The 12371-nt window shown below is 63.6% G+C and carries 10 protein-coding genes and 1 riboswitch; of the genes, 5 read left to right on the top strand and 5 right to left on the bottom strand.

Features of this window, described 5'->3' with window-relative positions; all coding sequences use genetic code 11:
- Positions 1-12: 12 nt before the first annotated feature.
- Both NHF53_RS10915 and NHF53_RS10910 read right to left on the bottom strand, forming a co-directional pair.
- On the bottom strand, positions 13-1302 hold the full coding sequence (locus NHF53_RS10915; protein ID WP_252834193.1) for a vWA domain-containing protein: 1290 nt from the start codon (positions 1300-1302) through the stop codon (positions 13-15).
- 186 nt (positions 1303-1488) lie between these two features.
- Positions 1489-2358, bottom strand: coding sequence for a hypothetical protein (locus NHF53_RS10910; RefSeq protein ID WP_374591178.1), 870 nt, complete (start codon positions 2356-2358; stop codon positions 1489-1491).
- 302 nt (positions 2359-2660) lie between these two features.
- On the opposite strand from NHF53_RS10910, the gene NHF53_RS10905 reads away from it, so the two are divergent.
- Complete coding sequence (locus NHF53_RS10905; RefSeq protein ID WP_114361566.1) at positions 2661-4037, top strand: class II 3-deoxy-7-phosphoheptulonate synthase; 1377 nt, start codon at positions 2661-2663, stop codon at positions 4035-4037.
- Positions 4038-4150: 113 nt separating this feature from the next.
- Positions 4151-4567: a GFA family protein gene (locus NHF53_RS10900; RefSeq protein ID WP_114361830.1), complete on the top strand. Its 417-nt coding sequence runs from the start codon at positions 4151-4153 to the stop codon at positions 4565-4567.
- Here the strand turns inward: NHF53_RS10900 and NHF53_RS10895 are convergent.
- Positions 4501-5457: a hypothetical protein gene (locus tag NHF53_RS10895; protein WP_252834191.1), complete on the bottom strand. Its 957-nt coding sequence runs from the start codon at positions 5455-5457 to the stop codon at positions 4501-4503. The two genes, NHF53_RS10900 and NHF53_RS10895, sit on opposite strands and share 67 nt — an antisense overlap.
- A gap of 173 nt (positions 5458-5630) precedes the next feature.
- Positions 5631-7571 carry an LTA synthase family protein gene (locus NHF53_RS10890; protein ID WP_252834190.1) on the bottom strand — a complete coding sequence of 647 codons (1941 nt, stop codon included), beginning with the start codon at positions 7569-7571 and terminating at the stop codon, positions 5631-5633.
- A 183-nt stretch (positions 7572-7754) separates the two neighbouring features.
- On the opposite strand from NHF53_RS10890, the gene NHF53_RS10885 reads away from it, so the two are divergent.
- From NHF53_RS10885 to bluB, 3 genes are all read left to right on the top strand, one after another.
- Complete coding sequence (locus tag NHF53_RS10885) at positions 7755-9422, top strand: NAD+ synthase (protein WP_374591064.1); 1668 nt, start codon at positions 7755-7757, stop codon at positions 9420-9422.
- A 28-nt stretch (positions 9423-9450) separates the two neighbouring features.
- The gene (locus NHF53_RS10880; protein WP_252834188.1) at positions 9451-10281 is read left to right on the top strand and encodes a hypothetical protein; all 831 of its coding nucleotides are present in this window, start codon (positions 9451-9453) and stop codon (positions 10279-10281) included.
- A gap of 44 nt (positions 10282-10325) precedes the next feature.
- Positions 10326-10530: riboswitch (cobalamin riboswitch) on the top strand.
- A gap of 45 nt (positions 10531-10575) precedes the next feature.
- The gene (gene bluB / locus NHF53_RS10875) at positions 10576-11268 is read left to right on the top strand and encodes a 5,6-dimethylbenzimidazole synthase (RefSeq protein ID WP_252834187.1); all 693 of its coding nucleotides are present in this window, start codon (positions 10576-10578) and stop codon (positions 11266-11268) included.
- 33 nt (positions 11269-11301) lie between these two features.
- Here the strand turns inward: bluB and NHF53_RS10870 are convergent, their stop codons facing one another.
- Positions 11302-12369 carry a DUF2865 domain-containing protein gene (locus NHF53_RS10870; protein WP_252834186.1) on the bottom strand — a complete coding sequence of 356 codons (1068 nt, stop codon included), beginning with the start codon at positions 12367-12369 and terminating at the stop codon, positions 11302-11304.
- Between the last annotated feature and the right edge of the window lie 2 nt (positions 12370-12371).

Here is a 12371-nt window from a genome sequence, read left to right as displayed (position 1 = left end):
CCGCTCCTCTGGTCAACTGGCGAGCCGCGGCGTGCCGATGACCTTCTGGAAGAGGGCTTCCATCGCCTCGGCGATCCCTTCGGTCGGGCTGACCTCGAAATAGAGGCCTGGTGAGGCGCAGGAGCGCATCCGGTCGGCAATCTCGCTCTGGAATGGCTTAATCCAATTATTATACCACCAATCCTGCGGCAGGGGCAGGTAGGTGGTGTAGAGGGCCGCGATCTTGATGCCCTTCTTCTTCAGCGGCTCGCAGACGGAATAGTCGATCGGCTCCTGACAGCGCTCGCCAGACGTCTTCTTGGTGCAGGACGACCCCTTGGGGGTGTCCGTCAGCCCGTCCGAAACGAAGAAGATCACCTTTTCTGGGTCGGTCTTGTTCTTGCCACTGCCGCCCTTCTTGATGATCTTCTCAAGGTTTTTGAAGGCGTTATCGAGATCTGTTCCCTGGTCGTTCTTGTAGTGGTGCTTGGGCGTCGTCATAAGATCGATCGCATCGGCCGCCGCGCGTACAGCCTTCATGTCCGACGAGAGCGTCGAGATTTCGTCGAGCTTCATATCCCGCATGGTCTCGCCGAAGGTATAGATGCCCATCCGGTACTGGCCCGGATAGCGTGCCGCTTCTGCAGCGCTGTAGGTGAGCTGCTGGACGGCTTCGCGAACCACGTCGATCCGCATGGCGACGCCGAGATCCTTGGCGAGGTCGTAATAGTCGTAGCCCTTTATCTCTTCATGGCAGGCGAAGGCACATTTGTCCGTGGTGTTGCGCTCCATCTTGTCGATGTCCGCCATCGTCGCGCCGACACCCATCGACGGGGTATTGTCGAGCAGCATGTAGAAGTCCATGAAGGTGCCGGTATTGTAGGTCGCCGTCGCCGTTCCGGTCACTTCGATGGTGTCGTGGCTGAGAAGCCTCAGGAAGCTCGTCGGCACCTGCGCCTTGAACGTGACGACCGAGTTCATCGTGTCGTCCTTCTTTGTGATGTCGATGGCGAGATCGGTCACTTTCGTGACCATGCCCTCGGGCAACTGTCCCTCGAAGAGCTTGCGTGCGTCCTTCTCTGCGACGACGATCGTGCCGTTCGCGGAGGAGTTGATCGCTGCCAGCACGCCGACGGACTGGGTCGAGAGCGCGCCGATCGCCGCGGCATCGGCGGCGGCAAGCAGGGCCGCCCGCTGTTCTATCGCATAGCCGACGTCGACGGCCATGCCGATCGTACCGAGGAGTGGGAGGGCAAGAAGGGCTGTCGTTGTCGCGAAATTTCCGGAACGATCCCTGAAGTACTGCGCAAGTGAAACATACATTTCAGTCTACCTGATCTTTCGGATCTGCACGCCTTCATGGCGTTGCAATCCGCCCGAGCAACATTTCGGGCATAACCCTTCTTGCGCCTCCCTGATTATCTTGGGGTTAATTGTGCCTTGGCAGTGTGTCGCCTTCGAAAGGTATACCTAAAAATCGATTAATGACGATATGTCGATGCAGGGGCATCAGCCTCCGACGGAGGGTACGCCGTCAGCACCGACCTCCAGCCAGTCCGCCGCAGGCGTCCACAGTCGTTCGCGATGGGCGGAGCGGAAGAAGCCGAGGTGACCGATCGGCGCCTGCGAAGGCTCCGGCGATATCCACGCGGTCTGCAGCGGTGCGCGAACATAGTGTTTCAGGATCGCCTGCTGGGCCCGTGGCGTTCCCCAGGGATCGTCGGTGAGCCCGATGGCAAGGATCGGCGTTTCGACCTCGCCATAGCGGCGGGCCGCATCCATGGACGGGTCGGCGAAGAAATACTCGGGATTGCGGCCCCAGCGCGCCCATTGACGGAAAACGCTCCCGGGAAGGGTCTCTCCGAGGCCGATCCAGCCAGGTACCCGGCCGGTCACCGTGGCAAGGGGAACGCCGATGAGGTTCATCGCCGTGAAGACCTTCAGGGGAACGTTGGTGTAGCGCCAGTGACCCGACATCACCGCCACCATCAGGTAGCGCAGGAAGCGCCGGTGCCGACCGCAGAGGCCGAGTGCCTGCCCGCCGAAGGACTGGCCGACGCCGACCATCGGATGACCGGGCGCGACCGCGTCGAGGACGTCGACGGCTGCCGGCATGTCCCGTTCCGCCCAGTCCGCCATCAGCGGCTCGCGTTTCCAGCCCGAGGGCGCCTTCGATGCCGCGACGCCGCGATAGTCGTAGGTGAGAACGGCGCGGAAGCCGCGGTCCTGAACGAGATAGGTGGCAAAGCGATTGTAGAAGCCGCGCGGGACGGCTGCGGCCGACGAGATGAGGGCGAGGGGGCCTTCGCCGGTGCCGGCGAAGAGAGTTCCCTTGAGCGGAAAGCCGTCAGCGGCCTCGAATGTGATGTCCTTCCCGATCACTGCGGCATCGCTCGACATTGGCTCCTCCCGTTCGGCGCTACGCGGCCATCGATATGCACCGATACTAACGTTTACGTCAATGTAAGTTTTTTGCGAGGCGCGTCTGTCTGCAGTGCGCCGACCTGCGGCGGCCGGCAATGCCGCGATCACGTGGAGGAGTTTGAACCGGCGCAACGGGCAGCGCGGAAGGTCCGGGTCGCGCCCGAAGTTCGGCTTTGCAAGTCGATGATAAGAGTCTATAAGCCGCCCATTCGACGGCAGGAGGCCGTCGCACTGCGTGAACAGGTTAGGTTACGATCATGGCACAGAATTGGACCCCGAACAGCTGGAGGCAGAAGCCGATCAAGCAGGTTCCGGCCTATCCGGATGCGGCAGCACTTGCCGATGCGGAAGCTCGTCTTGCCAAGTATCCGCCGCTCGTCTTTGCCGGTGAAGCCCGTCGCCTGAAGAAGGCGCTCGCCAACGTTGCCGAAGGCAACGGCTTCCTGCTGCAGGGCGGTGACTGCGCCGAGAGCTTCGCCGAGCACGGTGCCGACACGATCCGCGACTTCTTCCGTGCCTTCCTGCAGATGGCCGTCGTCCTGACCTTCGGCGCCCAGCTGCCCGTGGTCAAGGTCGGCCGCATTGCCGGCCAGTTCGCCAAGCCGCGCTCTTCCGATTTCGAGAAGCAGGACGGGATCGAACTGCCGAGCTACCGCGGCGACATCATCAACGGCATCGAGTTCACCAGCGAGGCCCGCATTCCCAATCCGGAGCGCCAGATCATGGCGTACCGGCAGTCGGCTGCGACGCTCAATCTGCTGCGAGCCTTCGCGATGGGTGGCTATGCCAACCTCGAGAACGTGCATCAGTGGATGCTCGGCTTCGTCAAGGACAGCCCGCAGGCGGAGCGCTATCGCAAGCTCGCCGACCGCATTTCCGAAACCATGGATTTCATGAAGGCGGTCGGCATCTCGTCGGAGAACAATCCAAGCCTGCGCGAGACCGACTTCTTCACCAGCCACGAAGCGCTGCTTCTCGGCTACGAGGAGGCGCTGACCCGCGTCGATTCCACGTCGGGCGACTGGTACGCAACCTCCGGACACATGATCTGGATCGGCGACCGCACCCGCCAGGCGGACCACGCGCATGTGGAATACTGCCGCGGCATCAAGAATCCGATCGGGCTCAAGTGCGGTCCGTCGCTGCAGGCCGACGATCTGCTGAACCTCATCGACATCCTGAACCCGCAGAACGAAGCCGGCCGTCTGACGCTGATCTGCCGTTTCGGCCACGACAAGGTTGCGGAACACCTGCCGCGCCTCATTCGTGCCGTCGAGCGGGAAGGCCGCAAGGTCGTCTGGTCGTGCGACCCGATGCACGGCAACACGATCACGCTCAACAACTACAAGACCCGTCCGTTCGAGCGCGTCCTGTCGGAAGTCGAGAGCTTCTTCCAGATCCATCGCGCCGAAGGCTCGCATCCGGGCGGCATCCATATCGAGATGACCGGCAAGGATGTGACCGAGTGCACCGGCGGCGCCCGTGCGGTCACGGCCGACGATCTGCAGGACCGCTACCACACCCACTGCGACCCGCGGCTCAACGCCGACCAGGCGCTGGAACTCGCCTTCCTGCTCGCCGAGCGGATGAAGGGCGGACGTGACGAGAAGCGGATGATGGCTGCGAATGCCTGACCGCTGCGGCGTGAGGTCGATGAATTCGGCTGATCGCTAGGTGAAGAAGACTGAAGTTGACGGACCGGGCCGGCTTGGCGAAGCTGGCCCGGTCTTTGTTTCTGGAGGTTTTCATGGTTGAAGTCCACGCCGGGCGCTGCAATTGCGGCGCTGTCCGTTTCCGCGCAAAGGGTGAGCTGGAGGATCTCATCGGCTGCCATTGCTCGCAATGCCGCCGACAGACCGGCCTCTATTATGCAGCGACGAATGTGGACAAGGATCGGCTGGAGATCGAAGGCGCGGACAACGTCACGTGGTACCGTTCCAGCGACAAGGCGCGCAGGGGCTTCTGCCGCACCTGCGGCTCGGCTCTCTTCTGGGAAGCGGATGGCGCTGACTACGTGTCGGTGATGGCGGGTGCTTTCGATCAGCCGACGGGGCTCCGTTTCGGCTACCACATCTATTGTGCCGACAAGGGCGACTACTACGACGTGGCGGACGCCGCGCCGAAATTCTCCGTCGGCTCGACGTCGCAACCGATCGGAGGCTGACCGCCTCCGGCGAGGCTTTCGTCCTCTCGCCGGAGCTTTTCCACGGCGTAGTGGAAAGCCTCCTCCAGTGCCGCAAACTTGGTCGATTGCCAGTGGAAATAGTCGCCGGTGAAGCGACGGGAAAGCCAGAGGCTGCCGCGGCGGCGCGGCAGTTCCCAGCCGAGCAGACCGTCCGTTTCGGCCTTCTTGAACATGCGCTTCAGGTTCGTCGACGAGACGGTGTAGCTTTCTCCGAGCTCCGCCAGCGTCGTCGGTCCGACGAAGGTTCTCTCGGCCGCCGGATCGTATTCACCGATACGCGAGATCAGGTCGTGCAGGACAATGCCGCCGAGATCGGACCACAAGAAGTGTCCGATCGTCTCCGGCGGGTCGCGCCAGTCCGGGTGTTCGACGAGCTTGGCAGCCGCGTACGGTTGGGCAATGCGGAAGATGCGCGGGTCGGCGATGCTGGTTGCCTCGCGGTCGCCACCGTCCAGCCGGTCGAGGCAGGCCATATGCGCCGTGAACCAGCTGATCATGCCCGCATTGCTGGGCTCGGTCGCTTCGAGAACCCGCACACGGCGGTCCGGCACGCCGGGCACGTCGCGCAGGAACTTGTAGGCGACGAGTTCCGCCAGGTAGGCGGTTGCGGTGTTGCGGCTCGCCGCCCCGACTTTCATCACGACCTCCACGAAGCGCGTCGCGGTGAGGCCCGAGAGCGGATCATCATCGGTGCGCTGCAGGTTGAGCGCGTAGAGGGACTGCGTCATCAGCCACTTTCGATGGGACGCCTTCAGCCGCGAGAGCCGCGGCGTACGCAGGTGAATGCCGATCAAATGGTCTGCGATCTGCTTTTCGATAGCAGGGAACAGCGGGTGGCCAACGATTTCGGCACGGGTAAGGGCTCGCATGGGATGCTCAAAAACAAAATCAGCGCGTCATCAGAAAACGTGGGCCGTACCTTGCGTTGGGGACGCGCCGTAAGGCCCGAAGAAGGTCATCTTCACCTCCTAAGAGATTTATAGATCCTTTGTGTGTCAACGTTTTTCTGGTTTGGGAAAAACGCCGCTCCGCAGGCGTCCCGTCAGGAGGCCGGTGCGGTGAGGCGTTCGACCTGTTCGGGGAAGAAGCGTTCAGTGCCGAACCCGTCGCCGAAGATCGCGTCGTGTTGCAGGTAGCGGTAGTCGCGGACGAGTGGATCTACCGTCTTGCCGGTCTTCGACCAGTCGGGCGTGGCTCCGCCGGAGCCGTCGACGAGCTGATAGCGGTCGATTGCGTCGTAGCGGTCGTGCACGGCGCCGAGCACACCGGTATAGAAGGGATGTTCGTAGCCGGCGAGCTTCACCACGTGATAGGGCAGGAAGGCGGGGCTGATGGAGCCGAGGTCCTTCTGTACCCCGCGCTTCGAAGACCACACGACCAGCGGGGTCTCGTGTTCGCGCTTCATGATGTCGACCGGAGCCGAGCGGGTCGCGACCTGGTCGGGCATGTAGCCGCTCTCCGGATAGACGCTTCCGAGCGGCGGCAAGTGGTCGCCGAAGATGACGACGATCGTCTCGCGGCGGCGCTTCTTCGCCCAGTCCATCAGCATCTTGAGGCTCTGGTCGGCCTCGCGGACACCCTGGGCGTAGGTCGCCAGCGATTGCGTGCTGGAGGCCGAAAGCGTGGGTCCGTCGATCGCGATGGTGTTCTTGCCGTACCGGTGCGGCTCGTAGGGTCCATGACCCTGCAGCGTCACGCCGAAGAAGAAGAACGGCTCGCGGGTGTTGTCCGCCGCGCGCATGATCTCCTTCGTCAGGGCCTGGTCGGAGGCGAAGATGCCGCGCTTGTCCATCACCGGCATGTTCTCTTCCGAGAGGAAGCTCTCGAAGCCGAAGGCCTCGTAGACGTTGGCGCGGTTCCAGAACCAGCTCTGGAAGGGGTGGAACGACTTGGCGACATAGCCCTTCGAGCGGAAGAAGGTGGCGAGCGACGGCAGCGGCCTGCGGACATACTGCTGATAGGGGATGCTGCCATAGGGCAGGAAGGCGTTCGAGAAGCCCGTCAGCGCCTCGAATTCGACATTGGCCGTCATGCCGCCGAACTCGGGCGAGAAGACGTTGCCGGACGCATTCTTTCGGATCGTCGGCATCGGATCGGGCGAGAGCCGGACATTGCTGAGCCGCGTCGGGTCCCAGAGAGACTCGCTCATCAGCATGATCACGTCGGGATGACTGGTCGTGCCGGAGCCGGCGACAGACGTATTGCCGGCGGGAATGCTGTCGATCGCCTCCGCACCGTAGCCTTCCGGTGCGGTAACGTTCGCCATCGGCAGGTTGAAGGCAAAGGCCAGCAGGAAGCCGTTGTGCAGGTAGTTCTCCCGCTGGTCCCACATCATCGGGATGATGTTGAGGCGGTCGCGCAGCGGCGAATATTCGGCGTAGTCCATCAGCGAGAGGAAGCCGCCGATGAGCGGCAGGCCGACCAGCAGCCGGAACAGTTTCGCCGGACGGGAGAGCGACGGGAACCGGCGCCAGGCGAAAAACCACAGATAGACCAGGGCGACCAGCGCGGCGACCAGGCAGCAGCCGATTGCCACCGCAAGGTAGGGCCGTGCTGCCACCATGACCGGCAGCAATTGCAGGATCTGGCGGCCGAACAGCATGTCGCTCGGATAGAGCGGGTCCGACAGGAAGAGCTGCTTCTGCGCCGATATGAACGCGGGAATGACGGCGAGCGGCACCAGGATCAGTGCGGACTGGTAGGCCCGGCCGAGGAGCGCATCGGTTGCCGTAAAAAGCAGGAAGAGGATGCCGACGGCTGCCAGGCCCGGACGATCCGAAGCGATCAGAAAGCGCAAGGCTTCGTGGAGATTGCCGCGGGCGATCCATTCCGTCGCGAGAACCGTGAGGATCGCAAGGATCAGCAGGTTGCCGAGGCGAACCGTGGCCCAGGCATAGCCGTCCCGTCGATTTGCCGCAGCGGCGGACGTGACGGTGGCGCGGGGCGTGATGGAACTAGCCGGATCGGAAGCGATCTCAACCAAGGCACTCTCCGGATTTTGAAAGGTATGTCGGAAAACTGTCGTTTCTCTGTCACATAACTGTCATGAACACCAGATGAACCGGCCGTTCATCGGAAGGTTCCACGCTGTTTTCCGTGCTCGATCGGGCCTTGCGGCGTTGCGGCTGGGTCCGGCTCGCGCTAAACGAGAGATATGAGCGACACCATGACCCGTCCCGACACCCTCCGTATCGCAATCGCGCAGTTCAATCCGACTGTCGGCGACGTCGCCGGCAATCTCGCCAAGGCACGCGAGGTGCGCAGTCAGGCTGCGGCTGCCGGTGCCGAACTCGTGCTCTTCACCGAGCTTTTCCTCTCGGGCTATCCGCCGGAGGATCTGGTGCTGAAGCGCGCTTTCCTCAGGAACTGCCTTGCGGCTGTGGAGCAACTGGCGGCGGATACTGCCGACGGCGGGCCCGGCGTTGTCATCGGTTTCCCGCGGCAGGGCGAGAAAGGCCGGCACAATTCGGTGGCGATCCTCGATCGCGGCGAGATCATTGCGACCCGCGACAAGATCGACCTGCCGAACTACGGCGAATTCGACGAGAAGCGTGTCTTCGTTCCCGGCGAGATGCCGGGTCCGGTGAATTTTCGGGGCATTCGCATCGGTGTCCCGGTTTGCGAGGATATCTGGGGTGATCTCGGCGTCTGCGAGACGCTCGCCGAAGCAGGGGCGGAAATTCTCCTCGTGCCGAACGGCTCGCCCTATTTCCGGGCGAAGATCGACGTGCGCTACCAGATCGCCCTGAAGCAGGTGATCGAGTGCGGGCTGCCGCTTGTCTATGCCAACCAGGTGGGAGGTCAGGACGAACTGGTGTTCGACGGTGCGAGCTTCGCCTTCAACAGCGACAAGTCGCTCGCCTTCCAGATGAGCCAGTTCGACGCGGAACTCCTGGTCACCACATGGAAGCGCGGCGCCGACGGCTGGCGTTGCGACGAGCGGCGGATCGCCCATGTGCCGGAGAAGGAGGACGCGGATTATCGTGCCTGCATGCTCGGCCTGCGCGACTACGTCAACAAGAACGGTTTCAAGAGCGTGGTGATCGGCCTTTCGGGCGGCATCGATTCCGCGCTCTGCGCGGCGATTGCCGTGGACGCGCTCGGCCCCGAGCGGGTGCGGACCGTCATGTTGCCCTACCGCTACACCTCGGAAAGCTCGTTCTCGGATGCCGCAGCCTGCGCCAAGGCGCTCGGCTGCCACTATGATATCGTGCCGATCGGCGAGCCGGTCGACGCCTTCATCTCCGCGCTTTCGGAACTCTTCGAGGGAACCGAACCGGGCGTCACGGAGGAGAACCTGCAGGCGCGCACGCGCGGCACGATCCTGATGGCGATCTCGAACAAGTTCGGCGCCATGGTCGTGACTACCGGCAACAAGTCGGAAATGTCGGTCGGCTACGCGACGCTCTACGGCGACATGAACGGCGGCTTCAATCCGGTCAAGGACCTCTACAAGATGCAGGTCTACGCGCTTTCGGGCTGGCGCAACAAGAACGTGCCGCAAGGCGCGCTCGGGCCATCGGGTGAGGTCATTCCGGCCAACATCATCTCCAAGGCGCCGTCTGCGGAGTTGCGGCCGAACCAGACCGACCAGGATTCTCTTCCGCCCTATCCGGTGCTGGACGATATCCTCGAATGCCTGGTGGAGCAGGAGATGTCGGTGGAAGAGATCGTCGCGCGCGGCCATGATGTGGCGACCGTGCACCGGATCGAACATCTGCTTTATCTTGCCGAATACAAGCGCCGACAGTCGGCGCCCGGCGTGAAGATCACCCGCAAGAACTTCGGTCGCGACCGGCGCTACCCGATCACCAACCGGTTCCGGGACCGCTGATCCCGCCAATCCCTGCAAGGAGGCGAGCATGCGCAGTTCCGTAGAGATCTTCGACTGCGAGGCCCGCACCTCTCGCGTCGTCTGGCAGACGGAGGCACTGGTCGAGGCCCCCAACTGGACGCCGGACGGCGGACATCTTGTGATCAATGGCGACGGCCTCATCTACCGTGTGCCGATCGACGGGAGCGCGGTTCCTGAACGGATCGAAACAGGGTTTGCCGGCGCCTGCAACAACGACCACGGGCTTTCCCCCGACGGCACGATGCTTGCGATCTCCGACAAGACCGAGCACGGAAAATCCTGCATCTATGTCCTGCCGGCGGCGGGCGGCGTGCCGCGACAGGTGACCGCAAGGCTGCCGTCCTACTGGCACGGCTGGTCGCCCGACGGGCGGCAACTCGCCTATTGCGGAATCCGCGACGATGAATTCGGCATCTACACGATCGCCGTCGAGGGCGGAGAGGAGCGGGAGCTGATCCGCGGCGGCGGGCACAACGACGGCCCCGACTATTCGCCGGATGGGCAGTGGATCTACTTCAACTCCGACCGCAGCGGGTTGATGCAGATCTGGAAGATCCACCCGGACGGTAGCGAGCTCGCGCAGGTGACCGACGACGGTTTTTCCAACTGGTTTCCGCATCCCGGGCCGAGGGGTGACGTGCTTGTCTTCCTCTCCTACGCAGGGGATGTCGAAGGCCATCCGCGCGACAAGCAAGTTTCGATCCGGCGGATGGACGTCGCGACAGGCACGGTCGAGACGCTCCTGGACCTCTTTGGCGGGCAGGGCTCGCTGAACGTGCCGAGCTGGTCTCCCGATGGCGATGCTTTCGCCTATGTCCGCTATTTCCCCGTCGAGTAGAACCGGATTGCACGCCGTTGGTCTTGCCACGGGCGGCGAACTGTGAACAATCGGACGCGTCAGGTGCCCGCCGGCAAGGTGGGAGAATCGGGAATCCGGTGACAATCCGGAACGTGCCCAACGCTGTGTGGCGGATGCCTGTCGCAAGGAACCGGTCTCTCGGTTCGCGTCACTGGCCTTTCGGCCGGGAAGGCGGCGACAGGCAGCGGAAGCCGAGTCAGAAGACCGGCCTGGCAAGATAGACCTGGCCCGCGCGGACGGCGGGCGGTCCTTTGCATTGTTGGGGATTTGACGATGCCGGACGAACCGATGGACCACATGGTCCGGGCGGGTGCGTTTTCTGCTGAGGAACGCGCCGCCATCTACAGAGCCATAGAAACCCGCCGCGACGTGCGCGACCAGTTCCTGCCGAACCCGCTGCCGGACGATCTCGTCTGGCGGCTGCTTTCCGCTGCCCACCACGCGCCGTCGGTCGGCTTCATGCAGCCGTGGAATTTCATTCTCGTGCGCGACGCCGAGCGAAGGGAGGCGGTCTGGCGGGCCTTCAGCCGCGCCAACGACGAAGCGGCCGAGATGTTCTCGGGCAAGACGCGTGACGACTATCGCGCGCTGAAGCTCGAAGGCATCCGCAAAGCACCCCTCGGCATCTGCGTAACCTGCGATCCGACGCGCGGCGGCCCGGTCGTGCTCGGCCGCACGCACAATTTCAGCATGGACCGTTACTCGACCGTCTGCGCGATCCAGAACCTCTGGCTGGCGGCACGGGCCGAGGGCGTCGGCGTCGGCTGGGTCAGCATCTTCCACGAGACCGACCTCAAGCGGATTCTCGGGATCCCGGAGCATGTCGAGGTGATCGGCTGGCTCTGTCTCGGCTATGTCGATACGCTCTACGGAGAGCCCGAACTGGCGGTAAAGGGCTGGCGGCAGCGGCTGCCGCTCGAGGAGCTGGTCTTCTCCGAAACCTGGCAGGAGGGTCCGGGCGACTGAAGCCCGCCGGATCAGACGGACCGCATACGCGGTCTACTTCTGGACCGGCTGCGGACCGGAGAGCGCAGGATGCCTGAGGTCGATTCCGCTCGTTTCGCTGGGGAGGAAGACGGGGCCGACTTGACGCACTTTCTTCTCCGTGGGGTCGTAGGGCCTCTCGACGGGCGCGGATGGCCGGACGTCTTCGGGAGCCGGCTTGCCGGCGGTCTTCAGATCGATGACGGAAGAGCCGTAGTCGGGAACGTTCGCGCTCGCGGCCTGCGCCTTCATTTTGCGATAGAACTCCGTGAGATTGCAGGTGCAGGAGGGCTGGTCGCCCTTGCGCCGGCTCTGGTAGGAAAAGGCAGTCGGCGATTGCCGGTACGGCCTGCCAGTCACGGTCGAGATCATCTCGCCGCTTTCGGGCTCGGTGACCGATCGGAAATAGAGTTCGGTCTCGATGCCGGGGCACATCTGCCGGCATAGCTCGGCATCGCGCCGGAAGGTAAGCGGCGTGGTATTCGACGAGATCGGGAAGAAGGCGCCGTCACAGCTGCGCACGCAAAGCGTCTGCAGGTCGCCGGCGCCGTTCTGCCAGCCGCCTGCCGGGAAACCATCCGGGCCGAGGCGCGGCGCCACCATGTCGAGATAGGGGGTGCGCGGAGGCTCGGCGGGCGTGACGTCCGCCTCCATCGGTTCTTCGTCGCAGCGGTTGGCTTCCATCATGGCGAGGATCTTCCCGCGGACCTCGTTGCGCTGCGTGCCGCCGGTTCGCGCGGCATCGCGCCTCTCGGCAAGCTGCTGCTTCTCGGCCTCCAGCCGCTTGATGTCGGCGGAAAGCGCGGCGCATTCGGGACGGTTCATCGCTGCGTAATCGGTGACGCTCGGCGAGCCGCAACGCAGGTCGAAGAAGCGCTGCCGAGCCTTGCGGATCTCGAAGTTCTGCCTGGCGATGGCGCTCGAGAAGCGCCGCATCGCGGCGGTGTCTCCGACCACTTCCGGTTCGCTGACGAGGCTCGCCCGCAACCTGTCGCAGATCATCGACGCATGGGAGACAGCGGGAACAAGAAGGGTCGCAAGGACCATCGCGGACAGCAGGACGAGGCTACGGCGGTACGGCAATT

The organism is Ciceribacter sp. RN22, assembly GCF_024054295.1.
In the GTDB taxonomy this organism is placed as follows: domain Bacteria; phylum Pseudomonadota; class Alphaproteobacteria; order Rhizobiales; family Rhizobiaceae; genus Allorhizobium; species Allorhizobium lividum.
Note: the sequence above shows the minus strand (reverse complement) of the source record. Positions and strands in the feature narration are given on the sequence as shown.

Bases quoted from the DNA above. Each gene is read 5' to 3' on its own strand.
- NHF53_RS10900 (WP_114361830.1), top strand. From the start codon at position 4,151: ATGGTTGAAGTCCACGCCGGGCGCTGCAATTGCGGCGCTGTCCGTTTC.
- NHF53_RS10915 (WP_252834193.1), bottom strand. From the start codon at position 1,302: ATGTATGTTTCACTTGCGCAGTACTTCAGGGATCGTTCCGGAAATTTC.
- NHF53_RS10885 (WP_374591064.1), top strand. From the start codon at position 7,755: ATGACCCGTCCCGACACCCTCCGTATCGCAATCGCGCAGTTCAATCCG.
- NHF53_RS10895 (WP_252834191.1), bottom strand. From the start codon at position 5,457: ATGCGAGCCCTTACCCGTGCCGAAATCGTTGGCCACCCGCTGTTCCCT.
- bluB (WP_252834187.1), top strand. From the start codon at position 10,576: ATGCCGGACGAACCGATGGACCACATGGTCCGGGCGGGTGCGTTTTCT.
- NHF53_RS10905 (WP_114361566.1), top strand. From the start codon at position 2,661: ATGGCACAGAATTGGACCCCGAACAGCTGGAGGCAGAAGCCGATCAAG.
- NHF53_RS10880 (WP_252834188.1), top strand. From the start codon at position 9,451: ATGCGCAGTTCCGTAGAGATCTTCGACTGCGAGGCCCGCACCTCTCGC.